Source organism: Marixanthomonas sp. SCSIO 43207 (assembly GCF_019904255.1).
Lineage (GTDB): Bacteria > Bacteroidota > Bacteroidia > Flavobacteriales > Flavobacteriaceae > Marixanthomonas.
Genome location: NZ_CP063203.1, coordinates 1678256 through 1704358 on the forward strand (window position 1 = coordinate 1678256; position 26103 = coordinate 1704358).

The window sequence follows — 26103 nt, forward strand, 5'->3', positions numbered from 1 at the left end:
GTCATAAATTTACAGCCTATTTGTGTATGGCATTAATAATATTCACGAACTGCTATTTTTTGAAGATGAACTCTTAATTTACTATAACGAATTAATTATTTTATCTCTGCACTTCCCAAACCTTTATTGTTTTGTCTTTACTTGGCGTAGCTACATATTTTCCGTTTGAGTTAACATCCATACCTAACCCTATGTCGTTATTATGAGCAGAAAGTGTTTGTAAGACACGCTCTTTTTCAATATCCCAAAGCGTTGCTACTATGGGTTTTGTAAAACCAGTGAATTTAAAATGGTACTCTAAAAACTCTCCCAATACTTTTTTGTCTGTTCCACCAGCCATCACACGGTTATTATCAATAAAAACCACCGAATGAATGGCTTGATTATCACCTTTTAATGTATGTAAGAGTTCCCAGTTTTTTGTAGCCCAAATTTTTACAGTTTTATCATCCCCAGCGCTTGCTAAAAATTTTCCATTAGGGCTGAAATCCATAGATAATGGCACTTGCGAATGCCCTAAAATTGTTTTAATTAATTTACCTGATTGCATGTTGTACACTCTAATAGCATTATCGCTTCCTGATGCTAACAAAAGCTCTCCTGAAGGATGAAATATTACCTCCCAAATATTATGGCTAGCGTCTTTAAACTCATGGACTAACTCACCAGTTTCTGCACTCCAAACAGAAACTTTATCGGCATTGCCACCAGCAGCAATTAATTTTCCATTTGGGCTGTATGTTATAGACCATAATGTGCCTTCACTCCCTTCTAAAACTCGAATTAAATTTCCTGTTTGAACATCCCAAATTCTAGCTTTTCCATCATAAGAACCTGTGCAAACTGTTTTTCCGTTTGGGCTAAAATCAACCGAAGGTGTTCCGTATTTGTGTGGTAAATCGTGTAAAACCTTACCTGTAACTCTATTCCAGATTTTAGCATTCTTTTCAAGCCCCCCACTAATCATTAGGCTATCATTTGGCCCGAACTTTACCTCCCAAACTTCGTTGGTATGATGTGTATAGGTTTTAATTAATCTAATGTCATTGTCTTCAACTAATGTAGGTTGCTTAAACAATTGGAAATAGATAATAGCAACTAAAACTAATATTACTGTGGATAAACTCCATTTTTTGAATTGTTTCTTTTTCATCTTAACTCTTAGATTGCAACTTTTGAATCATACGTTTTGCCGAATCTAAATTTGGGTCTAATGCTATCGCTTTTTTATAGGCTTTTAAGGCTTTTTCTAGTTGTTTGTTTATGACATAGGCTTCACCCAAACTATCCCAAGTATTTGCATCTTCGGGAAAAGACATTGTATTCGCTTTAAAAATTAAAATAGCATCCTCTGTTTTACTTTCTTGTAACAAAGCATAACCAACCTGATTTAAAACCGATTTTTTATTTCTTTTTACTGTGTTATTTAGAGCTTCTAAATATGCTGTTGCAAACGCATCTTTTTTGGACGTTTTGATATTTGGCTGTACGCCTATTCCTTCCCAATTAGATTTTGTAACTGGATGGATTGCTTCTATATATGGGATTGAAATTGAAAATTGATTGTTAATAGTAATACGTTTAGTTCTATTAGCACCGCCTTTGGTAACTTCCCCAACAACTATTGCTTTGTTATAATGCTTTAAACTATATGCAAATGCTTCAGCTGCAGAAAAAGTGCTCTTACTTGTTAAAATGTAAAGTGGTTTGTTAACTATTTTTGATTCTTCATTTGTATTTAATGTACAAAGTTGTGTTTCGGCATTTGTTTTGCGTTCATAAAAATTGCTTAACAAAACAGGATTATCTTTAAAAACATAGCTCGATAATAACTGAATCATACTTGGTACACCTCCTTTGTTATAGCGTAAATCGATAATTATTGTATTGGTGTTGCTTAAAAAACTCATTGCGGCAGTAGCAGTTTCTTCTGCGTATTTTGTATCAGCAAAGAGGCGAAGATTTAAATAACCTATGTTACCGTGTAATATTTTAGTTTCCATAAAGCCAAAATTAATTTCAGCCATTTTTTTCGCCATCATTTGTTCTTTTTTCAGACGAATATCTTCTGAAGACAACTGCTTGTTTTTAGCTACTTGTTTGGTTTTATAGTTTACTTTGAGATGCAAATCCTTACTACTATTTTGAAGATCTTTTGTTAAGGCTTTAGAAAATTCTGTTGGATTAGTTATTGCCTTATACTTTTTTGATTTTAGGTTAATATTCAAAACCTTAATCATTTTGTTGGCTTTTTCTAGATTTACATAAGTAGTTTTTAAGTGTGATTGAATTGTAGCAACAATGTTTTTCTTTTCATCGTGGTTTAATGAATTGTTAGCTTCCTGTGCTGAAATGGGTTGAATCCACAAACAGCATATAGCTATTACAATAAATCTATAACAGAGCTTCATGACTTTTGAGTTTTAAAATAATTTTGATGCAAACGTATTATTAGGCTTGTATTTTATAAATTATTTTTCACCAACACACACGCTTTAATCATAAAAACCCTATTGAACCCACAGCTCTATTTCACGCATAAAAAGATACTGTTGACGACGCCTTTTGTTGTGTTGGTGCAAATTCTAACATCATAAAGACAATTATCATTAATTTTGACTCATGATTGCCTTTATAAAAAAATACAAAGCATTTATAATTGGATTACTGTTATTTAGGTTAATTGTAGTGTGTTTGTCCTACTTCGAAATTATTCATATCGACAATTCGGAAGTTTTAGCAAATACATTAAGTTTCATTATTGGTTGGTTAATCACATCTTTACCTATTCACTTTTTTTCTTTTTTAAAACAACATAAAACAATAAGCGTAAAACTTTTATTCTTAATTGTCTTATTTATTCTGGTAATGGCAAACAATAATCAATCACAAATAATTGATAATCCTTTAACTTTTGTTGGTTTAATTGTTATAGCTCTTGGTTTTTTTTCAATTATTGCTCCTTCTTATTTTAAAAAATATGCCCTCATTATTATTGGATATTACGTTTTAAGCTTAAGCTATTTCTATTATTTAAGAGTTTTTATAAATGATATAAATCGTTATTTACAGCAAGAAAAAGAGCTGAAAATTATATTATTTGTACCGCTTTTTGTGTTGCTAATAGGTTGGATTTATCAGCAATGGAAATGGATGAAATCCGTGGAATCTAAAAAAGCTAACGCAGAATTAGCCTTGTTGAAAAGTCAAATTAGTCCGCACTTTTTTTTTAATACTTTAAATAATTTATACGGATTAACTATTGAAAAATCTGATGATGCGCCAAATCTGGTTTTAAAATTATCAAGCATGATGCAATATACCATTTATATGGGGCAGGAAGAAAAAGTACCCTTAAAAGACGACGTAACCTATTTAAAAAACTACATTAGCTTACATAAAATTAGATATCACAAATTTGTAGATATTAGGTTTAAAGATAACAGTAACCCTACTATTAAAATTGCACCTTTGTTACTAATTCTACCGCTTGAAAATGCTTTTAAACATGGTGTTGAACATTTAGCTGAAGAGGCTTTTATTCATATAGATTTAAAAACTGATAACGGGATTATTTTTTTTACTATTGAAAATAATTTTGATTCGAGCGTTACAACTAAGAAAAAGACTGGTATAGGATTAGATAATTTAAAACAGCGTTTAAAATTATTATACCCAAACAAGCATAATCTTAGAATTGAAATTAAAGAAAATAATTATAAACTTTCACTTAAAATACATACTGTATGATTCAATATATGATTGTAGATGACGAACCAATTGCACACCGTATTATTGAAAACTATTGCGATGCTTTGCCACACCTACAAAAAAAAGGAAATTGTTATAATGCTTTTGAAGCTATGCAGTTTTTAAACGAACATACGGTAGATTTGCTGTTTTTAGACATTAACATGCCCAAATTAACAGGTTTTGAGTTTTTAAAAACACTAGCTAATCCGCCAAAAATTATTGTTACAACTGCCTATAAAGAATTTGCGATAGAAGCTTATGAACTCAATATTTCAGATTATTTATTAAAGCCATTTAGTTTTGAACGTTTTATCAAAGCGGTAAACAAAGTTGTAACTGTTAAAAAACCGCAATCTAATTTAACCGAAACCATAACCACCAAAAATGTTAGCTTTTTTGTAAAGACAGACAAACAACAACATCAAATTCATTCTGAAAATCTTTTATTTATTGAAGCTTATGGACATTACACAAAAATATATTTAACAGATAAAATGATTTTAAGTAATCATAAAATATCAGCTTTAGAAACATTATTACCTCCTAATTATTTTTTTCGTGTGCATAAATCGTTTATTGTTTCTAAGGATAAAATAAAATATATTGAAGGAAACCGAATTATTATTAATGCACATAAAATTCCTATTGGAAAGACCTACAAAAGTAAGGTAAGTGCACTTCTAAGTTCTTAATCTTTAGTTTTCACAACTATGAAGATATTTAAACCAATCAAATATTAGTTTATTAGTCTCTTCTGATTTTTCTTGCTGAATCCAATATCCTCAATCTAGACTAAACACATCTAAACTTGGTGCAAATTCTTTTAAAAGGCAGATTAGTTGCGGTATAGAACTACTTGAGCATCGACCCAACAAATGGCTACATGTTCAAAATTTTCTGAACCTACATTTTTACTAAAGAAAAGGTATGTACCATCTGGTGTTCTAAGCTATTTTACATCATTTTTCTCCCTGTATTGATAAAATTATCTGTTTCTTCAATTTCTTCTTCGTACGTGTGTTATGTATAGAAAAGAAGGGGAACAGTTGAACTTAAACGTCCTTCTTATTGAAGCCAAGCCATATGGATTCCTCGTTTATTTTTTCTTGTTTTTCAATTTAAATGCTGCTGTACGTTTTATCTGTTCTTCGAGATTCCATTCAAAATCAAATCTGTTTTTAAGGAATACAGCGATTGAATCCAATCCAATGGCTGTGCGTCGTGCGTCAATATTTTCCGGGTCCAAAACAGGCCAAAGATTGAAGCTCTTGGTTTCCGGATAATATTTCATTTGTCCGCCATAAACCTGCAAATCACCTCTTTCTGTAGCAATTCTATCTTCTGCTCGTACCAAAAAGCGGGGTTCTAGTTTTTGATCCTTAACAGCTTGTCGCATCATGGGAAGGTAGTGTATCCGCACTTCATTTGCTGAGTGTTGAATAACGTTACAAAGCGTCCAATTACCACGATCTCCTATCATTTCTTTTGAGGGCCAGCCATAGTTTTCAAGAATATTTTTTACGCGTTTTTCATTAATGATATGGTTCTTATCTATAATAACTTGTTGTTCTTTTACCAACTCAGCGTCAACTCCATATAAGGCTATTAATGAATCTCGTGATCTAATGGGTTCTTGTTCTGTCTTCCAAATATCATCAATGAGTGCTAGTAAGTTTTCTTTTTTTTCGGGTAGTGTTACCGTCTCTTCGGTTGTATGGGAGCATTTAAATAGCAGCGCTAAACTGATTAATACACTATATTTCATTTTGTAAAAGGTTTTGTGTTGAACACTTTTAAGTATGATTAACGCACGTAATTGAAAAACAGTTCAATAACAACACTTAAGATAACACTTGCTATCGTTGCAAGAATTGACATACGTTTTAAACTAAAGGTATTTGCAAATGCCATCCATAAGCATACTAGCCCGCAAATTGATAAAAGTATGGTTCCGTATAGAGGAACTACGCTACTAAAAAGACCTATTTGATTAAAAATAGGATCCAGCAAAGCGGTGAATCCAAACAGGGCTAATGCAAAATTGGTCTTTTCATGTTTTATCAATAGATAATAACTTGCAAATAAAAGTTCTACACTTATGACCAAGGGACCATATTGGTTATAGTATTCTCTTTTAAAATATGCTTCCAATCCTTGAGGAAATTCAACCATTACTAAAAAATCAATGCTCAAACAAATTCCAATTATTAAAAGCAATAGCGAAATAATTATTCTTTTTTTCATTTTATTTCATCGTTTTGTCTAACAACCTAGTAGACTGGTTATAAAGATACTAAAGTACTGGTTATTCCCTTGATCATAGTGAATGGTATAGCTTATAACCAGCTAAAACCTAATCCTACATTAAAGAGTACTGCATCTCTATGTGCATCTCCTTCTAAAGACGCACGACCAAAAACTAGTTTTGATTGTACAGAAAGCGCAAAGTTTTTCTTTTTATAAACTTCATAACCTGTACTTGCCATCACAGCACAACCAAAGTTCCAGTCGTCATTTACACCGTCTTCAATATCGTATAATGCCGGGGCGTCTATGGCTAGACCAAATCCGCCGTGAACCCACCAGCAATCTTGTATCCAGTATTGCAGCGAAGGTATAAACCCGCCAAAATGCCTGTCATTATTCTGAAATTTATAAATGTTTCCCGGTAAAGCAGCCGTGATAGCAAGGTCTTCATGTAACATATAGCCAAACTTTAGATCCGGGAAAACAAAGGTTCCTTGAGCATCGTCAAATGTTTGTATACCAGCACTATCTTCTATACCGATAACGCCGCCACCTACTACAAACTCAAAGATAAAACCGTCTCTTTGCGTGGTGGTTTCAGAAGTTGTATTTTGTGCATAAGTGAGACTTGATACCAATGCAAAGGCTACACAAGCCAAGTGTAAGAAAAGGTGTTGTTTGATTGTTTTCATTTTAATTGATGTCATAATTGTTCGTTTTTTGATTATTGAATGATTAATTGATGATTTTTGTTTGTAAGGGTACTTGTTTATTTTTTTTCTTGATTTCTAGATACATTTCAAAAGTAAAGTCACAACGAATTTCTAGGGTTCTACTTTTTAAATAGGAACAAATGTTACACACTATACTTTATATTCTTGGATCACTTTTTTTCTTACTCTTGTTTTATGATGTAAGCCAAACAAGGGTCTAAGAAAGGGTGTTCTTTTTATTAGAAACTCATACAGCAAATAACAGCCAATAAACGTAATGAGTGTAATAAGCACGAAAGCAATTAGTGCTGGTAAGTGAAACGGTAGCACCAATTTTGCAGCTAAATACAACACAATCATATGGATGATGTATACCGGGTATGCTGCTTTACTTAAATAAGATACTAACTTGCTTGGTTTATTGAGGTATTGGTAACAAAATCCAAATATGGAAAAGATCCAACTATTGCTTTCAATAACCGTAATATATGAAGGCCCTTCAGTAGCGAAGAATACATACCTTATGGTATATAGTATAGCAGCTATTCCTAAAAAAAGCCACTTCCATTTTTTTACGGTTTCCCAAAATAGGGTGCCTGTTTTCATAAAAAGATACCCGAAAAAGAAAGCCAACAAGCCAATGGCAAAACCATGCCAGGTTTCAGCGTATAGTGCAAAAGGTTTTGGTTGAAATAGTACTACTTCTGCCACAAAAAACAGATTTACAGCTAATAAACCCAACGGGTTATTAAACAATCGTTTTGAAACAGCGATTAGTTTTGAAAACATTCCTTTTTTAAACCCATAAAAAATAGGAAGTCCGATGAGCACATACACAAAAATATTTCCTAAAAACCAAAGGTGTCCCATATGAGGATAATAGTCTAATCCCAGATTATAGTAGTCTTGAAATACAAACATGTGTAATGGTACTATCGCTACAATACCAAATAAGAAGGGGACTAAAATTCTTTTGGTTCGTTCAAGAAGTAACTCCCTATTGTTACGTTTTCGCAAAGCGAAATAAACACCCATCCCAGATACATAAAAGAGTATAGGTATTCTCCACACATTTAACATGGTCATGGGTTGCCATAATGCTGTAGAAATCTCGTCGCTTCTTATAAAAGCTATAAACATTGCCCAAGGCTGAAATACAATAGCAATATGATATAGTAACAACAATGCTATAGCTATAACTCTAAGCCAATCGATATCGTAACGTCTTTCTAGGTTCATAATCTGTAATTTTGGATGATTCGTGTTTTGTGTTTTGCACAGAGGATACTTTCTGTGCTGTTCTGTATCTAGCTACTTCTATACCTAGCTCATTGAGCAAATTGCTACTTTAACATCATAGCTACTACCGGTCTTGCTTTTTCCAATTCTTCAAGATCTAATGTGAAACCCATAGGTTGCAGCTGTAAGGTTACCATCTTATAGACAGGTTTCATTTGAGCAAAATCTACCAGTACTATTTCTCTAGGGGTAGCTCCAAAATTATTGCGAACTGTTTTATCTGCTTTTCCATCAAGGAGTAATTGTACCATTTCAATTCGTGCAAAGAATGCAGCTGTATGTAAGGCTGTGCCGCCATCATTATTTTTTATAGATAAATCTGCTTCTGCATTGATAAGTGCTTTGGCTATTTCAGGTTTATTAAACGTGATGGCAGTCATTAAAGGAGTAGATCCAGACATGGTTTCTTTTTGATTAATATTGGTTCCAGCTTCTATATGCTGCTTCACAGCTTCCAAGTTTCCGGCTAGTACAGCTTCATGTATATCTATACTGGGTTTACTTACTTCCTTTTTTGAAAGAGCTGTTGTATTCTTGGTTTCTTTTTTTTGTGAACACGAGGGTAACATCATTGCCACTACACAAATAATAAGTACCCACTTTAATTGATTTTTAACTGATTTTTTCATGATTCTAAATGTTAAGAATTATTGTTTTGATTTGATGACACAAAGATGCAACCAACCTTGAAGCAACAGTAAACACTTATGAATCAAGAGTTATGAAGTTTAACGCAAGGCTATAAATTATGTAGCAAGACTATAATTTATGGCGCATATCAGTATAAATTCAGAAATAGGGGGTAAAACTCATGTTTAAATTTTAAGTATCTTCGTTGCAGTTATGTACACAAAATGACGACAAACAATACTTCAAATTCATTTTTGGCAGAAGCCAAATCCATAGTATTAAATGCTATTTCTAATGAGCAGTTTGGTGTTTCAGAATTAGCAGTTGAGATGAATATGAGCCGCTCCAGTTTGCTTAGAAAAATAAAAAAGCAAACCGGTTTATCTGCTAGTCAATTTATTCGAGAAATACGTTTACAAAAAGCAGCAGCGTTACTACTAGAAACAGAGCTAACGGCTTCTGAAATTTCATTTGAAGTTGGTTTTAGCAATCCGTCTTATTTTACAAAATGTTATCGTGAATATTTTGGTTATCCTCCCGGTGAAACCAAAACCAAAAAAGAAGAAGAACAAAGTACCGAACAAAAAAAGGAAGAAGAACAAAAAGAGCCGGTTACAAAAAATAGAAGTATTAATAGATACATTATAGCAATCACAACCCTGTCAATACTTGCTATTGTTTATTTTTTTAAAGACGAATTCACTTCAAATGAGTCTGAAACAAGTAAAGAAAAATCGGTTGCATTTTTACCTTTCAAAAACCTAAGTGAAGACAATTCTAATTTATATTTCATAAACGGTGTGATGGAATCTTCGCTCAATAATCTTCAAAAAATTAAAGATTTACGAGTAATCAGTAGAACTTCCACAGAAAAATATAGAAGCAACCCTAAAACCGTATCTGAAATTGCCGAAGAGTTGGGTGTGAATTATTTAATAGAGGGAAGTGGGCAAAAAGTAGGTAATGAAGTACTTGTAAGCATTCAATTGATAGATGCCCATGCCGACAGTCCCATTTGGTCTGAGCAATATAAATACCAACTTAAAAATGTTTTTGAGCTTCAAAATACCATTGCAAAAAAAATTGCCTTCGCCATAGAAGCCAATGTAACCCCAAAAGAATTAGCGCTCATTGATAAAAAGCCTACAGAAAATATCATCGCTTATGATTATTATTTAAAAGGCTTGGAAAATCAAAATGAACAAAATGAAGCAGGATTACAGAAAGCCATCTTGAATTTTGAAAAAGCCATAGAAGAGGATTCAAAATATGCTAATGCATATGCACAAATAGCAATTTGTTACTATTATTTAGATCTAAATAAGATTGAAAAAAAATATTTAGGTAAATTAAATGAATATGCAGATAATTCGTTGCTGTATGATGCTACTTCTGAATTACCACTCATTGCAAAAGCACTGTATTATATAAATACAAACGAATTTAGGTTAGCGATACCCTACCTAGAAAAAGCATTAGATTACAACCCAAATGCCTCTTCTGTAGTATTAATCTTATCAGATTTATATGCTCGCGTTGTTCCAGATACCCATAAATACCTCACTTATGCTTTAAAAGGAATCAAATTAAATATAGAAGCAAATGATTCTGTAGCCAAAAGCTTTATCTATTTGCATTTGAGCAATGCCCTAGTGCAAAACGGTTTTGTAAAAAAAGCATCTGAATATATTGAAGAATCTTTAAGGTATAACCCTAGTAATCCTTACGCCCCGTATTTAAAAAACTTTATCGATTATGCCAACAATAAAGATTTAAATGCATTAACAACTACCATGCTAACAGAGTGGAAAAAAGATACTACCCGTACCGATATTACGCAAGAATTGGCGAAGCTATATTATTTTCAAGAAGATTATAAAAATGCTATGTTTTATTATGAAAAATACACAAATCTACTCGCTACCAATAAGATTGATCTCTATCCCGCCGAAAATATAAAAATAGCTTACACTTATACTAAATTGAACTTCTCTAAGAAAGCCGAAATATATGTAAACAAGTATATAGACTACCTAGAAAAAGATGAATCAATTTACAAAGAGGCGAGTCTAGCGATGCTTTATCTCTATGAAAATAAGCCGGAAAAAGCCATAGAAGCGTATGAAAAATTTAGCTTGCAAGATGATTTTCAATATTGGATACTGTTGTTTTTAAATGAAGACCCACTTATCAAGCAATTGCAAAGCCATCCAAAATATGAGGAAACAATTCAGAAAATAGAAACTCAATTTTGGGAAAACCACAATACGCTGAAAATTACTTTGGAAGAAGAGAAACTACTATAGGTTATTAAAAGTTATTTTAATAAAATACAATGCCCAAACTTATTTACTAAAGCTCTAGCTCAATTTCTTACATCTTGCTTCAAAACCGCATCATTAGATTTCCACAAAAATAGACTACAATTTAAGTTTACCGTAGTTGTATTCTCACTAGTCAGTACCAAGCAATTCGTTTAATACTTTTTTGGATCCTTCACTGCCTAATTCAACTGCTTTTGTATAACTCTTTATAGCATCTTCTTTTTGATTATATTGTAAATACGCTTCACCCAATGAGTCCCATAAATTTCCATCTTCAGGAAATAATTTCACATTCAATTTAAATAGTTCTAGTGCCCAGCCCGGTTGATTCTCCTTTTTTAAACGGCTATAACCAAGACGGTTTAAAATAGCATGATCAACAAATTCATCATTAATTTCTTTCTTTAAAAAGTCTGGTAATTTTTCTGCATTTGTAGATGGATTAGTTTTCATAAATTCATGAATCAATTCATAAATGTTTTTTGAAATTGGGGTTGGCGTATAATTTGTATTAAAAATCATTTTACCAATTTCTCTAGCCACGTTTTCTGAATCACGCCCCAAAAACGCATTTGTGATGTATATAACAACAACATCATCATCTACAAATCTCACAAAATCTGCAAAATACAATCCGTTACTACCATTATGCGCAACAATTTTGGTGTTGTTATGACTTTTGGATATGGCCCATCCATAACCATAATAAGATGTCATTTTATCATTCTCGGCTACATAAGGTGTTTCTAATATTGCTCTAGTTTTTGATTTTAAAACGACATTATTTTGTAAAGCAATATGCCATTTGTATAAATCTTCAACGGTAGAATGTATGTCGCCTTTACCTATACTATACCAGTGGTTATTATTGTAAGGTAGGTGCTGTTGGGTGGTTCCCCAATCGGTCCATTTTTCATCATCTCTATTATAATAGTAGCCATGTGCTAGACGCTCTGTACTAAAATTGATACTTTTATATCCGGTACTTTTCATTTGAGCAGGCTGAAACAAATGTTCTTTTAGAAAATCATTATAAGTTTGTCCTGAAACCTGTTCTAATATGGCAGTAAGTAGAATATAGTTGGCATTTGCATATTGGTAGGTTTTGCCAGGTTTAGAATGCAATTTGGACTCAAAAAAATCTTTTATAAATTGTTGCTTACTAGCTTCATCATATCTAAAACCGCCTGTTCTATTAGAAATTCCTGAGGTATGTGTCAATAGTTGATGAATTGTAATATCCGTCTTATCAAGAGGAATTTGAGAAAAATATAAACTCAGTTTATCAGAAGTTTTCATTTTTCCTTGTTCTACTAATTTTAAAATAGCGGATGCTGTAAATTGTTTCGTTACAGAACCAATATTATAAACAGTTGCTGGTGAATTGGGAATTTTATTTTTTCGATCTGCCCATCCGTATCCTTTAGATAAAATAACTTTTCCCTGTTTAGCCACTAAAACAACACCAGAAAAGCCATTTTTTGTACTTGCATCCAAATAAGAGTCAACTTTGTTGAATAGCTTTTTATGAGTGGTTTGAGAAGTAGCACTGAAAGCTAAAAGCGTAATAATTGTAATAAATAGTGTTTTAATAAATGGTCTCATTTGGTTTATTTTTTTTTGGTCCCATACTCTAACGCCGCGCCTATAGCTATGCCTAGAACAAACCATAATTGTATATTTGAGGTTAAGAACCCCACTATAGTTCCTAGCAAAATACCTATTCCTAATTTTAATCCCTTTTTAGTTTTCATTTTTTTCATTGTTTGAAATCCTATTTTTTCAAAGATAGAATAGCTTTAACCTTTAAAACGTTCTAGATTATAAAACAGAACAAATTCCTTTAATCTGCAAACTGCACTCGAATTAAAGGACTGTTTACTAAACTTATCAATGTTTTTACATTCATATGAAAGCTGCTAGCGGCTGTTTCTGTAAACGTTTTTAATTCACTAAGTTTTTCTTCATTGTAATATACCCCGTTTAATAATGTACTATTTATTTCTTTTGTGTTTTTAATATCCTCTAATGGATTTTTATTTAATACTACCAAATCTGCTTTTTTGCCTATTTCAATAGTTCCATAATCCTCAACTAGATTAGAAAACGTTGCAGGTACAATGGTTGCAGTCTGTAAAGCTTCAAGGTTGGTTAATCCAGAGGCTGTTAATTCATATAATTCATCGTGAAGGCTAAACCCGGGAAATACAAAAGAATCTGTAACATCGGTTCCAGCCATAATGGGTACACCAATTTTATTTGCCATTGCCACTTGTTTTTTTGATGCTTCAAAAAATTGCTCAGCTATACTAATTCCTTCACGTTCAAGATTTTTCTCTTTGTTTTGGTCCGTATCATATTTCCACCATAACTTCTTTCTAATTTTGGTTATATATTTTAGATTTTCATTGTTGGTAAAACCATTTTTATGCGCGTTGGCTTCAAACTTTAAGGTCTGCAGGGTGGGTGTCCAATAGGCATTTTTTTCCTGCATTAAACGCATCAATTTTTTTGCATAAAGACTATCAAACTCTTGTACAATCTTTGCTTTTGATTTAGAGAAATACCTTTTCCAATTTTTAGGATTCTTTAGACTATCTGTCTCTGAAAAGCATTCGAACAAAAATACGCGACCATGTTCAAAACTTCTTTGTCCTAGGTTAACCGCATCTTCCAAGCTTAGAAACATCGGTTTATGACCTGCCAGATGCAACCCATACTTAGGTGCTCTTAAAGCTAATGTTTTGTAAGTATTTTTTGGCAATTGCTGATACACCTTTATAAAATCCACGTTTTCCTTCTTATAGAATTGTAGCAAAGAATCTACTTGAGATGGCTTTTGAAGTTTAAAAAAGTCTGGTGCATCCTTAGGAATGGCTTTCTCACCATCCATTTGGTAACTGCTTTGCAGCACATATCTGGGTGTGACTCTGGTGTTATTCTCTAAGTCTTTATTCCATTGTAAACGTTCTTGACTACCCACCCAATAACTGTCTTTTTTATTTAATTGACCAGACATGTCTCTTACGCCGGTAACCCCATTAGCAATGTAAAGTGGATGATGAAACCATTCTGAATGTTGATTGGAATGGGTGTGCATATCCCACAATCCAGGAATGAGGAATTTACCTGTACCATCAATTAATAAGACATCCTCTGAAGTTGCGATATTCGTGGAATCAATTTTTGTAATTCGAGATTGTTCGATCAAAACAAATTGGTCCTCGGCAATTTCTCCGGTTACAACATCTACAATATTTATATTTTTGATGATAGTTTTTTCATAAACTACTGGTGTTTGTAATTTGGAAGTTGGCCACACGTAAGCGGTGGTAATAATCGTAATTGCTAGCAAAAAAAGCGCATCTACATTTTTTATGAGGTATGTAATCCTTTTTTCAAAATTGATTTTTGTGAGAATTGTTCAGAACTGTCTGTTTGATAGTCAATAAAATTTACTGAAACTTAACTGCCGTTTGTCCGTACAACAGAAATGAATTATAATTACTGGACTTTAAAAACTTAACGTTAACACCAGTATTTGGATTGATAAAACTTAATTCTTCATCTTTAATCGAAATAAGCTCATACGCATCACCATTTGGAAAGTGCAATGAAAATAGGTTTGTTTTATCATCATAACGTATGGAAAGCTCTACTTGACTATTCCATTTGTATTTTCCTATAAGTTGTTTTAATACTCCTGAATTTAATTGATTCCGTTTTGCAGATGTACGTTTAAAATGATTCCAACGGTATACTTGTGAAGCCGATAATAGCAATTCATTACCCAATGCACCACCATTGTCTGAATTGATTAAATAAACCAATCCTTTTCCGGTATTAAGATCGATGGTCATACCGGTTCGGTATCCTGCATTGCCACCATAGTGAGTAATAGCAAAGCCTGTATCTGTTTTGATTACAATAAATCCATAAATATGTCCGTCACGTTCATGACTGAGTATCGATTCAATTTCTGATTTTGAAAATATAGAGCTTTGGCCTTGGTAGCCTTTATAAATTTCAATTAAAAACTTAGCCATATCAGTAGCATTACTCCAAAGTCCGGCAGCAGCTTGTTCCGGATGGTTTCTCCAGCCTCCATCTAAAACAACTCCATTTGATGTATAGCCTTTAGCTACTTTGCTTGAATCTGATGGTTGTAATGGTTGTGTAAATTCAGAATTCTCCATACCAATAGGTTGAAGTATCCATTGGTTCATACTATTTGAAAAATCATCCTTAAAAATATCTTGAAGTGCTACCTCTGCTAACGTATAGCCACCACCTGAATACGCTAATACTTCATTGGGTGTCGAGATTACTTCTATTGCCGGTGAATTAACGCTTTTACTACCTTTTAAAACAGCAACATCAGTTGGAATAGTATGGTGGCTAGCATAGCCTTGATACCCACCAGAAGTAATACCCGAGGTATGCGCAAAAATGTTACGAAAGGTTACTGGGTTTTCAGACGTCTGTTTTCCTTGTGGTAGTTGGTAACTTTCTAAATAGTTTTCAATATTTTCATCTAAGTCAATTTTTCCTGCAGTATGCATACGTAATGCAGCAAAAAAAGTTACGGGTTTGGATAAAGATGCAGCCTGAAAAATACTCGAGTTATTTAAATTTTGTTCTGAAAAACTTGGGTTTTGATAGGTGTTTGTCCATTCTATTTTACCATCATTAATAATTGCAAGGGAGAGCGCAGGTATTTTATATTCAGTCATTTTATTTACTATAGTGCTAAAGTTTTCTGGCTCTTCCAAGAACTTTACTTTCCCAATAATCTGATTTTCTAATTGAATTTTACTTTTTAATGGCTTATCAGAATACTCAACTAATTCTTCGTTATACACAAAATCATCTTGCTTTTGAGTTAGCTTAATAAAGTTTTTCACTTTTGGTGCATACAACCAAACTTCGTCTACAACCGCATTATAACCTCTAGAATTTGTGATGTTACCATGATAATGAATGGTGTACGCCATAAATGATCCTGCAGCTACTGTTTCTTCTTTGTAAGATACTACTTCAGCATTTAGATGCTGTTTACCAGTTGTACCATCTTGACTCGTCCAGTTTTCTTCATACACCCACTTTTTACCTACTTGAAGAGGCCAATCGTACTTTGGGGTACTACTTTCTTCAGGTTTTACAATCTCTGAGACAGAAATGGTATCCTTACCTATTGTTATTTGTAAAGCACCATTAACCTCTATTATTTCTCGGGCATCTGTACCTTCAGATCTTACTTCGCCTTTGGTGGTTAGTCCTTTATACTTCCACACCCATTTTTCACCTACGTTATAATCTGATAAGGTGGGTTGACTTGTTGTAACAGAATTTATCTGACCTTTACATGCGCTAAACAATAGTAACGCAAAACATAGTTTGATATATTGTTTCATTATTTTAAATTTTTAGAATTATTGGTTTAACTTGATGATACAAAGATGGGTTGAACTTTGAAGCAACAGTAAACAGGTATGAAGCAAGAATCATTAAGTTTAATGCAGCGCTATAAATTATGATGCAACACTGTTAATTATGATGCATTTTTACCATTACCAAAGAATATATCAACCAGTTTAATGCTATAACAATTTGATGTTGTAAAATTAATTGTAAACTATACTAGAGTAGTTCTACTTTAAAAATTAGAACTAACGGTTATTTTTTAGGTACATATTCGGCGTTATTCCTTCAATTTTTTTGAAAAAGGTATTAAACACGGTTTTAGAATTAAACCCGCTATCATAAGCTACAGCCATAATGGTTAAGTCTTTATTTTCTTTTAAAAGTACACGTTCTTTAAATTCGTTGACTCTAAAGGTATTCACATATTCAGAGAAGTTTTTTTGAAATCCGAGGTTTAATAATTGTGAGACATAATTGGCAGGAAGCTCTAAATAAGAAGCTAAGTCTTTTAATGATAGGTCTGGATTTAAAAACAGTTTGTAGTCCATCATAATCTGCTCCAATTCTTTGCTGTACTTTTTAATTTCGTTAGTATCTAACAGTACCTGTTTGTACTTTTTTTTCTGCTTGTAATTAACATTATCCGGAATAGCTTTAAGCATAATGTCTTTAAACCTTTTGTGATTTTTTATAGGTTTAAGAATTGGTGATGGATTTAATAGTAAAACTAATGGCAAACGGTTATTATAGGCTTGCTCTACTAAATCTATTACCTTTTCACTATTACCTAATAAAGCATTTACTAAGATCAAAAATGTGAAGGCCTTATCTACTAATTCCGTATTCAAATATGTTTCTAATTCATTTATGCCCTCATTGCATTTTTCAGTTTCATTAAGCCTTGCATAACACATGGTTTCACCTCCTAGTTTTGTGAGATCTTTCACTGAAATTCCTTTTAGCGAATCGAAATATACCAAAGCTTCATTTGGTTTACCTGACATTAATAAACAGATCCCAATGTAGATTGGTGGAAAGGGTAACGCAGGATCTAAATGCAATGCCTTTTCCAGGTGAGGTATTGCAGTTTCATATTCTTCTTGTAAATAATACAAGAAACCTTTATAATGATGGTTGATTGCTGTATAAGGATCTAACTGTAGCGCTTTGTCGAGATAATTACTTGCCGCATCTAATTTCCCTTCAACTGTCAAAAGATTAGAAATGGTTAAGTAAATATCATCTGCCTGTTTAATTTCTAAAGCCTTATTGGCATGTTCGTACGCTTTCTTTAGATTCCAATTTTGCCAGCATTCTATCCATGCCATATTCAATTGAGACCTAGAAGAATTAGGGTCTAGCTCTAAAGCTTTTAGCAAATAAGGCTGAGCCTTTTGATAGGCTTCAAATGCAGGTAATAGCCCCATGGTTCCCATTTGAACATACGCTAAATTAATATCTAGGTAAGGGCTTGAAAAATTAGGTGATTTATGTATGACCTTTTTTAAGATATCTATTCCCTTTATAGAATTTTCATAATCCAACTTCATAATATAATACCTCCCTTTCAGGTATTCTCTATAAATATTTACAGGAACATCAATAGGCTCTACAAGCCTTTCCTCTATCTCAAGATGACCAATATGTTCGCGTAGTTTTTCAGCAATAAAGCGACTTATTTCGTCCTGTATTTCAAAAATGTCATCAGGGTTTCTATCAAAGGTTTCTGACCAAAAATGAAAGTCATCTAGCGTATCAATCATTTGTACAGTAATACGCATTTTCTTTTTTGAAGTTCTTACGCTGCCTTCAATAAAAGTAGCCACCTTTAATGTTTCTCTTATTTCTTGAGCCGTTACAGTTTTGTTTTTAAAATAAAATGAAGAAGTGCGTGAGGTAACTGAAAGCTGTTTAATTTTTGCTAATGCGTTAATTATTTCCTCAGTTAACCCATCACAGAAATATTGGTTTTCAATATCACCACTCATATTGATAAAAGGAAGTACTGCTATGGATTTTTTATCTATCACTATATGTTCATATACTTTGATAAAGATAAACGATTTTTAGATAGTTATTTGCCACATATATTGCTGCCTATAGTTTATTAATTAAAGTAAGGACTGTATGTATCTATTTTTAGTCCTAATTATACAGCCAGTTTGTTAATATACTTTTCTGCAAGTTGCTTATTGTGAAATTGTTTCAGAACATTTTTTTTCTGTAAGTTTTTCAGTTAGCAAGCAAATACGATACACCATAATTTTATGTGTATGTATTGTTTTACCTAAAAATTTAAAAATAAATTACAGTGTTTTATTTCAGAAGAAAAACAACTGCTTACAGAAAAAAGAAAACTTAATTAACTAGTTAAATAGTAAGTTTGTCAATTACAAGCCATGCAATTTTTAATTAGATACATACTTTTTGTTAGTTTATTAGGTTTTGGAAGTTCTATAAAAGCACAGGATCCGGTAGTACAGCGTTTGTCAAAAATATCAAACTTGCCAGATGTAGAGTTTTATGATATTTTAGAGGATAAAGACCATTATATATGGCTTGCAGCAGATAAAGGTTTATATAGGTATAACGGAAAAAGGTATAAAAAGTTTACTAACTCAAACCAAAAAGTAAACTCTTTGTTTCAATTAAAGCTAGATGATAAAGGGAGGGTTTGGTCTATTAACCTTTATGGGCAAATATTTTATGTTGAAAATGACACCTTAACTCTTTTTTACGATGCAAATAAGCTGGTAAAGGGACAATTATCACCTTTTGAAATTACTGATACATCAATACGATTATTCACTATAGATGGTGTTTATGATATCGATTTTAAAAGTAAAAAGGTAATACAGCTATTTCAAGGAATGTCTGTTAGTGAAAGTTCTTATAATGGTGTATCATATGTTATTAAGACAGACTCTGATGGTACATCCTTACAAGAGAATCAAAAATGGTATCAAATACAAAATGATAGTTTAAAATTATTAACAGAACTTACTTCAAAATACAGCATACAGTCACCAAGGGTTTATGCTTTTAAGCATTCGGCTATATTAACTTTTAAAGTCCAAAGTAAAAATCAAATCTACTTCTATACTACACAAACTGAAGAAGTATTAAAATTTGAAACACCCAAAAGCTTAGAAGATTTAACTATATATAATATTAAATCTATAAATAACGACTATTGGTTTTTAACAACTTCAGGTGTATTTGTATTTCAACTTAAAGCGCAACAATTACATTTTAAAGAACAATTGTTTATTAATGAATCTGTTACCGACGTAGTAGTAGATTTTAACAAAAACTATTGGTTCACTACCTTAGACAATGGTGTTTTTGTGTCTTCTAATTTTAATATTATCCGTTATAATTTAGACAGCTCAAAAGATAAAATTACAGCAGCGTGTGCATTAGATAACAATCAATTTTTACTGGGTACAAATAGTAGTAAATTATTGTTTTATAATGATAACAAAGTTTACAAAACCATTAAATTACCAGGTTCAAAGATTATAGGTAATTTATTTTTTGATGCCTCACAGAATCATGTAATTGTAAGTATTAACGCTTCTGAATCATACACCTTAGACTTACAAACATTTACGTTAAAAGACCAAAAAAACAAGTATTCTGTAGCTAAAACTTTTTCAAAAATTGATGATCAAAATATTTTCTATGGTAGTTACAAAGAAGCCATAATCTATAATCAACCCTATACTTCAGATTCAATTCAAATCATTAGAAAAAGCAGAGTAAAAACCTCTAAAGTTTTAAATGATAACCTTTTTGTCTCTTTTATTGATGGCTTGTATCAATTTGACATTAACACTTTTACTTCCAAAGAAATTAAGCTTAAAGATGAAAGTATTTTGGTTAATTCAATTGAAAAGATAAATGACGAGTTGTGGCTAGCAACTCAGCATCACGGTTTGTTGTCTTTTAAGGACGATCAATTGTTTTCAAAACAAGATATAGTACCACAGCAAGTTCAGATAAATACATTGAAATCTGACGGTGACTTTCTATGGATTTCAACAGATGATGGGTTTTATAGATTTCAGCCTAAAACCAATCAAATTAAATGCTTAAATACACAAGATGGATTGACATTTTCGGTTGATAAATTTATCATACTAGACGATTATTTGGTTGCTATTTTTCCTAATTCATTCTATGTAATGCCGAAAAATGATACACTTTTTAAAGCTTTTAAAACTTCTAAAGTATGGATAGAATCTGTTACAATTAATGATAAAGATACCATTGTCAATGCCGATTATAATTTGCCACATAATTTTAATAATTTAAGATTTGATTTTAACTCTAACGGATTTCGGTCTAATAAACATGTTAGTTTTAAATATCGCTTAAAACCTATTGATACCACATGGCGAGACGTGCCTTTAAACACCCATTTTGTGGTATTTAACAGTCTGTCTAGCGGTAAATATACTTTTGAGTTACAGGGTAAAAATAGTAGTAGTAATAATAAGCAATTTGCAAGTCCTATAACTTTTACAATACATAAACCATTTTGGGAAACATACTGGTTTTATGCATTGATTTTGATAATTGTAGTTGGCTTTTTATGGCTTTATTTTAGGTGGCGCTTAGAGCAAAAAGAAGAACAACGAATTGCTGAAATTGATAAAATATTAATTGACAAAAAGATTACCAATTTGAGATTAGAAAACCTTCGGTCTCAAATGAATCCGCATTTTATTTTCAATGCTTTAAATTCTATACAAGATTATATTGTTTCAAATGAAAAAGATTTGGCAAGTTCGTATCTGGTTAAGTTTAGCAGACTTATCAGAATGTATTTAGATTATAGCCAACAAAACGAAATTACCTTACAAGAAGAGTTAAATGCCTTACAGCTATATTTAGAGTTAGAAAAAGTTAGATTTGAAGACGAACTAACGTATAATTTAAATGTAGATAAAGCTCTTCATACCAACCAAATAAAAGTTCCGTCATTGTTCATTCAACCGTATGTTGAAAATGCATTAAAACATGGTCTTTTGCATAAATCTGGAAAAAGACTATTACAAGTTGAAGCCAAAAAGACAAATAAAAACAAACTCTTAATTACCATTGAGGACAATGGAATTGGAAGAAAGCATTCTGAAGCATTAAAACGAAGCGATAAATTACACAAACCCTTTGCTACTAAAGCAAACGAAGAACGTGTAAGACTTTACAAAAACAAATTAAAACGAGATATAGATATAGAAATTATAGATTTATATAGTTCAAATCAACAACCAATAGGAACAAAAGTGGTAATTACCATGCCAATACAATAAGTTATGAAGGCTATAATTATTGATGACGAAAAGCGCGCAAGACATTTATTATCTAATTTACTAATTGAACATTGTCTAGCTATAAAAGCTATTAGTGAAGCATCAGATTTAAAAACAGGTGTCGATTTAATCAAAACTGAGCATCCAGATATCGTATTTTTAGATATTGAAATGCCAAACCAGTCCGGTTTAGAAATTTTAGAATATTTCCCAAATCAAATTGATTTCAAAATTATATTTGTTACAGCATACAATCAATACGCAATAGAGGCTTTTAAACTTTCGGCAGTAGATTACTTACTCAAACCAGTTGATATTACAGAGCTTAAAGAGGCGGTTGCAAAAGCTAAAGAAGCTATAGATGCCAATAACTTAAGTGGCCAATTAGACAAACTACGTGATTCGTTAAAGCAATTGTCGATGGATAAAATTGCTATAGAAATTCCTAAAGGAATCCTTTTTGCTTCCCATCAAGACATCGTTTATTTTGAGGCAGATGGTATGTACACCGATGTACAATTGGTTGAAGGAAACCAAAAAACCATTTGTAAACCCTTAAAGCATTTTGTCGAGCAACTAGCTGAAAACCCCATGTTTTTTAAGTGTCATCGCTCATACTTGATCAACTTAAAGTATGTTGAAGAATTAGTAAAAGACGATGGTGATTATCTTTTAATGAGTAATCAAAAACGCATACCAATTTCTAAGTCAAAACGCGACCAGTTTTTAGAAGTTGTAAAAGAAACATTTATGTGATTATTTCTTAGTACGAGCGCTTTGATATTTAAAATTTAAGGAAGAATCTATAGAATTACTTTCAGAAAAAAAATAAGCATATTCAGAAAAAACAACTGTAATCTACTAGTGTTTAGTTTTTTATTTGATGAAAATTAAAAACACTATCATGAAAAAAAGTATTCTATTTATTGCTTTAGCGTTATGCTTTGGTACATCTCAAGCTCAATTTGGTAAACTGATTAAAAAGAAAGCCAAAGCAGCAGTAGAGAAGAAATTAGATAAAAAAGGAGGTACAGGTTTGTCTTCAAGAACTGAAAATGCTTCCGGAATGGTTGGCAGTTCTTCAACATCTAATCAAAGTTCATCAAAATCTGAATATACCGATGAGGAGTTTAAAGCAGAATTAGCCAAAAAATATCCTAATGATCAAGCAAAACAAGATCTATATTACCAAAAATATCTTGAAAAAAAACAAAAAGACGCCGAAGCTAATAAACCAAAAGCAGCAGCAAAAATAGGCGGTGAATTTTTATACATGTCATACCCATTTGCTATGACTAAAGGTATGAGCGCAGTAGGTGTAGACCGCGTGAAACTAAGACGTCAAATGACAGACATGGGTGATAACGTAGATATACTGCCATCTCAAGATCCAGAGTATGCTTGGTTGCGTTTTTTAACAACCCCAGAATTAGAAATGATGTCACCAGAAGGTTATATTGGTTATGAATTAGTATCAGGTATGTTTACTACAAAAGTAGGCCCAGACAGATCTCAAACGTTAGAACTAGGTACCGGTATGCCAATATTGGTGAGAGGTATGCTTATTGCAGAAGATATATTTGTAATTTATGCAGGTTCTCATCAAGGTGGACATGCATTTAACGTGCCTTCCTATATGCATCAAAACGATATTACTGTTTTAAATATTATAGGAAAAGGAGAGCAACAATTTCACTTAGATTGGTTGGAAAAAGCAAAGCCAATAGTAAAAGAGTTTGAATCAACTTTAAAAGCTAATTACGATGAAGCAGCAAAGGCAACTAGAGATGCTATAAAAATGCCAGAAGCGGGAACCATGAATAATAATACTTCATTAATCAACTTTGCTAAAGAAAAAGTATCTGCAACTATAGCAAAAGATGGAGCAAAACTTTTAAAATTAACTATAGAATCTAATGACTGGAATATAGTTAAGAACAAATACACAGGACACATTATGTATCGTTGGATAAAAGGAGCCTTTACAGAAAAAAATAAAAATAACGATTGTTATCTTCAAGGTTTTTTAATTAAACAACAATACAACGGAAGTGGTTATAGTAGTTCTGAGTTTGGAGGAATTATCCACGGACAAATGCCTTATGGTCAAAAGATGAGTTGTGATAACGCTAACTAATGTATAATAGACTTAGCCAAAAAGCCTACTATTGATATAAGTAGGCTTTTTTTAATTATTTCGTTTTAAAACTTTCATATAGTTCATGAGTCAAATATTTTTCAATTGGTTTATAGGGCATTTTAAACCATTCATAATTTCCGTTTAATTTCCAGCCATTAATTTCTGATATTGGAATTTTGAATTTTTCAATATTAAAATCCAAATCAGTTTCGCAATCAAATAACATTATACTGTCATTTCTGATAATAAAGCATTTGTTACTATGAGGCAGTTTTTGAAAATAAAATTGTTGTGTTGGTGTTTTACTTACAAAAGTATCGTATAACCATTGGTTACAAGATTAAAGATAGTCTTTTTCGGTTTAGCGATAGGTGGTAGCAAATAGAAGATTCGGCAAAATCAGCTTTGAATAGAGTGAACAATGAACATCTTTTGCAAATAAATATGGATGAATGCAGCGCTGTTTTATGTCGATATACACTAGCTATTTGTTATTTATTAGCTTCCAATAGTTCTATCAGTGGTTTTTTAAATTCTCTATATTTTTCTGGCATTTGAAGAAATGGTTCGATAGTAAATGTAATTGTGTTTTCCGAATTGAAAATCCAATAGTTACCTTCTAGTTTTCCATCTTCAGTCTTAATGTTATTCTGCGGAATGTTGTTAATTGAAAATTCATTTTTTTCTTCATTATACCAAATTCCTAATACTCTTAAATCTTTCTCTTTTGTATACTTGAGCGTTATATGCGGTTGGATTGTTTTACTGTTGAATGTAAAATTGAATTTTTTAACAGGAAATTCTTTTAATTCTTTTGACCAAATTAGTGTGTGTTTTTCTTCTGCATCAACTATTTTATTCCATTGTTTCAGCGTTATTGTTTTATCTTCTTCCGTTTGTATTACTGTAAAAAGCCCTTCCTGAATAATTTCAATTTCTTTATCTTGAGGGTGGATAGTTATAGTAGTTTTATCGGAAGCTATTCTACCATTTTCGATACCAAAAAAAGAAGCTAAAGCAAAGAATAATATTTTTATTTGTTCCATTTATAGTTCAGTTTCAGCTTACAATAGTCTCTTTTAAAAATCTGTTGGGGCATTAAAGATAGTGCTTTTCGGTTTAGAATTGACAGTAATCTAAGTAGGCTACACCTGTATTAACCAAAATGATATAGTCTGTGCGTACTGTAAATGTAATGAGTGTTTTAAGTAAGAATTTATTCAGCTAGAGACTTTATGTTTACTTGTTTTAATGTTCTTCCTTTGAATATTCTAATATATCTCCTGGTTGGCAGTCTAGTGCTTCACAAACTGACTCAAGGGTACTAAATCTAATTGCTTTTACTTTTCCCGTTTTGAGTTTAGATAGATTTGCCAATGTAATTTCAACAGCTTCTGATAATTCGTTAAGAGACATTTTTCGTTTTGCCATCATAACGTCAAGGTTTACAATAATAGGCATAGATTATACGGTTTCTTCAAGTTCTTCTTGATATTCAACTCCTTTTGAAAAAATAGTGGCAATAATATAAATTACAGCAGACATGAGAATAAATGCTTGACTGTCCATCCAAAATTGACCTAAATTGTCGATCACAAATCCGTTGTGTTGTAATTTTTTGGCTAATTGTCTTGCAATAAAACTTAAAAGACCAATTGAAAGTGTGTAATAACTTATCTTATAAATTTGTTTTGCGACAAAATTATTAAACGGTTCTGAAAGTTTAATTTTAGTTACTAATACCACTACAATGTAAAAAAGTACAGCCTTTAAAATTGAAATGGTAAGGATAAAACCGTACATCCCAAAAAAGACTAATTTACTAGTTTCATACATTTCGGTTAAATCCAGTTTTTGATATAGACTTTGAACTATTTCTGGATAGAATAAACTGCAGATAAAATTTACAATTAAACCACCTGCTTCAATACAAAGACCAACAAAAAGTAACCAAGATACAATCGTCAATCCTTTAAACACAATGTTGTTAACTTTTGCTTTCATTTCTTACAATGATTATTTTTAGTGAAATAAATATAAATAAAAATTTATTGATAAACGATAAATATTATTCAATAAATGATAAATATTTTAAAATAGTTTAATTTTTACAATCATAGTCTAGAAAGAAACCGAGTTAGTAGTTTGTTGAAGAATGGTTAATTTAAAATTTTATAAGGATGTTAAAATTTTAAGGTGTACTCTAAAAGGTTTTACAAAAACATAAGCCACAAAATTAAGTTAAAAATCACACT

The 26103-nt window shown here is 31.8% G+C and carries 20 protein-coding genes; 6 read left to right on the forward strand and 14 right to left on the reverse strand.

The window, feature by feature from the left end; translation table 11 throughout:
- Positions 1 to 100 precede the first annotated feature (100 nt).
- Together INR76_RS07945 and INR76_RS07950 are read right to left on the reverse strand one after the other, a co-directional pair.
- The gene (locus tag INR76_RS07945; RefSeq protein WP_223107377.1) at positions 101 to 1153 is read right to left on the reverse strand and encodes a WD40 repeat domain-containing protein; all 1053 of its coding nucleotides are present in this window, start codon (positions 1151 to 1153) and stop codon (positions 101 to 103) included.
- Position 1154: 1 nt separating this feature from the next.
- Positions 1155 to 2411, reverse strand: a complete 1257-nt coding sequence (locus tag INR76_RS07950) for a S41 family peptidase (protein ID WP_223107378.1) — start codon at positions 2409 to 2411, stop codon at positions 1155 to 1157.
- Between the two features lie 211 nt (positions 2412 to 2622).
- On the opposite strand from INR76_RS07950, the gene INR76_RS07955 reads away from it, so the two are divergent.
- Positions 2623 to 3750, forward strand: coding sequence for a sensor histidine kinase (locus INR76_RS07955; RefSeq protein WP_223107379.1), 1128 nt, complete (start codon positions 2623 to 2625; stop codon positions 3748 to 3750).
- Positions 3747 to 4445: a LytTR family DNA-binding domain-containing protein gene (locus INR76_RS07960; protein ID WP_223107380.1), complete on the forward strand. Its 699-nt coding sequence runs from the start codon at positions 3747 to 3749 to the stop codon at positions 4443 to 4445. The genes INR76_RS07955 and INR76_RS07960 overlap by 4 nt, the downstream gene beginning before the upstream one ends.
- 404 nt (positions 4446 to 4849) lie before the next feature.
- Here the strand turns inward: INR76_RS07960 and INR76_RS07965 are convergent, their stop codons facing one another.
- The 5 genes from INR76_RS07965 to INR76_RS07985 all read right to left on the reverse strand — a co-directional run bounded on the left by INR76_RS07965 (position 4850) and on the right by INR76_RS07985 (position 8641).
- Positions 4850 to 5518, reverse strand: a complete 669-nt coding sequence (locus INR76_RS07965; protein WP_223107381.1) for a DUF6624 domain-containing protein — start codon at positions 5516 to 5518, stop codon at positions 4850 to 4852.
- Positions 5519 to 5556: 38 nt separating this feature from the next.
- A complete protein-coding gene (locus INR76_RS07970; RefSeq protein WP_223107382.1) occupies positions 5557 to 5997 on the reverse strand; it encodes a hypothetical protein in 441 nt (146 codons plus the stop codon).
- A 92-nt stretch (positions 5998 to 6089) separates the two neighbouring features.
- The gene (locus INR76_RS07975; protein ID WP_255592540.1) at positions 6090 to 6707 is read right to left on the reverse strand and encodes a hypothetical protein; all 618 of its coding nucleotides are present in this window, start codon (positions 6705 to 6707) and stop codon (positions 6090 to 6092) included.
- Between the two features lie 156 nt (positions 6708 to 6863).
- The gene (locus tag INR76_RS07980) at positions 6864 to 7952 is read right to left on the reverse strand and encodes an acyltransferase family protein (RefSeq protein WP_223107383.1); all 1089 of its coding nucleotides are present in this window, start codon (positions 7950 to 7952) and stop codon (positions 6864 to 6866) included.
- 104 nt (positions 7953 to 8056) lie between these two features.
- Positions 8057 to 8641, reverse strand: a complete 585-nt coding sequence (locus tag INR76_RS07985) for an ankyrin repeat domain-containing protein (RefSeq protein WP_223107384.1) — start codon at positions 8639 to 8641, stop codon at positions 8057 to 8059.
- A 225-nt stretch (positions 8642 to 8866) separates the two neighbouring features.
- Between INR76_RS07985 and INR76_RS07990 the strand changes: the two genes are divergently transcribed.
- Complete coding sequence (locus INR76_RS07990; protein ID WP_223107385.1) at positions 8867 to 10948, forward strand: helix-turn-helix domain-containing protein; 2082 nt, start codon at positions 8867 to 8869, stop codon at positions 10946 to 10948.
- 147 nt (positions 10949 to 11095) lie between these two features.
- Here INR76_RS07990 and INR76_RS07995 read toward each other — a convergent pair whose 3' ends face one another.
- From INR76_RS07995 to INR76_RS08010, 4 genes are all read right to left on the reverse strand, one after another.
- On the reverse strand, positions 11096 to 12571 hold the full coding sequence (locus INR76_RS07995) for a serine hydrolase domain-containing protein (protein ID WP_223107386.1): 1476 nt from the start codon (positions 12569 to 12571) through the stop codon (positions 11096 to 11098).
- Positions 12572 to 12809: 238 nt separating this feature from the next.
- On the reverse strand, positions 12810 to 14321 hold the full coding sequence (locus INR76_RS08000; RefSeq protein WP_223107387.1) for an amidohydrolase family protein: 1512 nt from the start codon (positions 14319 to 14321) through the stop codon (positions 12810 to 12812).
- 100 nt (positions 14322 to 14421) lie between these two features.
- Complete coding sequence (locus INR76_RS08005) at positions 14422 to 16380, reverse strand: serine hydrolase (RefSeq protein WP_223107388.1); 1959 nt, start codon at positions 16378 to 16380, stop codon at positions 14422 to 14424.
- A gap of 255 nt (positions 16381 to 16635) precedes the next feature.
- Positions 16636 to 18420, reverse strand: a complete 1785-nt coding sequence (locus INR76_RS08010; RefSeq protein ID WP_223107389.1) for a helix-turn-helix domain-containing protein — start codon at positions 18418 to 18420, stop codon at positions 16636 to 16638.
- Between the two features lie 369 nt (positions 18421 to 18789).
- Here INR76_RS08010 and INR76_RS08015 point away from each other — a divergent pair, with 369 nt between their 5' ends.
- The 3 genes from INR76_RS08015 (at position 18790) to INR76_RS08025 (ending at position 23845) form a co-directional block, all read left to right on the forward strand.
- Entirely contained in the window at positions 18790 to 21708 is a 2919-nt protein-coding gene (locus INR76_RS08015; RefSeq protein ID WP_223107390.1) for a histidine kinase, read from the forward strand.
- A 3-nt stretch (positions 21709 to 21711) separates the two neighbouring features.
- On the forward strand, positions 21712 to 22464 hold the full coding sequence (locus tag INR76_RS08020; protein ID WP_223107391.1) for a LytTR family DNA-binding domain-containing protein: 753 nt from the start codon (positions 21712 to 21714) through the stop codon (positions 22462 to 22464).
- Between the two features lie 148 nt (positions 22465 to 22612).
- Positions 22613 to 23845 carry a hypothetical protein gene (locus INR76_RS08025; RefSeq protein ID WP_223107392.1) on the forward strand — a complete coding sequence of 411 codons (1233 nt, stop codon included), beginning with the start codon at positions 22613 to 22615 and terminating at the stop codon, positions 23843 to 23845.
- Positions 23846 to 24339: 494 nt separating this feature from the next.
- Here INR76_RS08025 and INR76_RS08030 read toward each other — a convergent pair whose 3' ends face one another.
- The 3 genes from INR76_RS08030 to INR76_RS08040 form a co-directional block, all read right to left on the reverse strand.
- Positions 24340 to 24894 (reverse strand): hypothetical protein, encoded by a 555-nt coding sequence (locus tag INR76_RS08030; protein WP_223107393.1) that lies wholly within the window; start codon positions 24892 to 24894, stop codon positions 24340 to 24342.
- 202 nt (positions 24895 to 25096) lie between these two features.
- Complete coding sequence (locus tag INR76_RS08035; protein ID WP_223107394.1) at positions 25097 to 25309, reverse strand: helix-turn-helix transcriptional regulator; 213 nt, start codon at positions 25307 to 25309, stop codon at positions 25097 to 25099.
- A 3-nt stretch (positions 25310 to 25312) separates the two neighbouring features.
- Positions 25313 to 25852 carry a DUF2975 domain-containing protein gene (locus INR76_RS08040; RefSeq protein WP_223107395.1) on the reverse strand — a complete coding sequence of 180 codons (540 nt, stop codon included), beginning with the start codon at positions 25850 to 25852 and terminating at the stop codon, positions 25313 to 25315.
- Positions 25853 to 26103 lie beyond the last annotated feature (251 nt).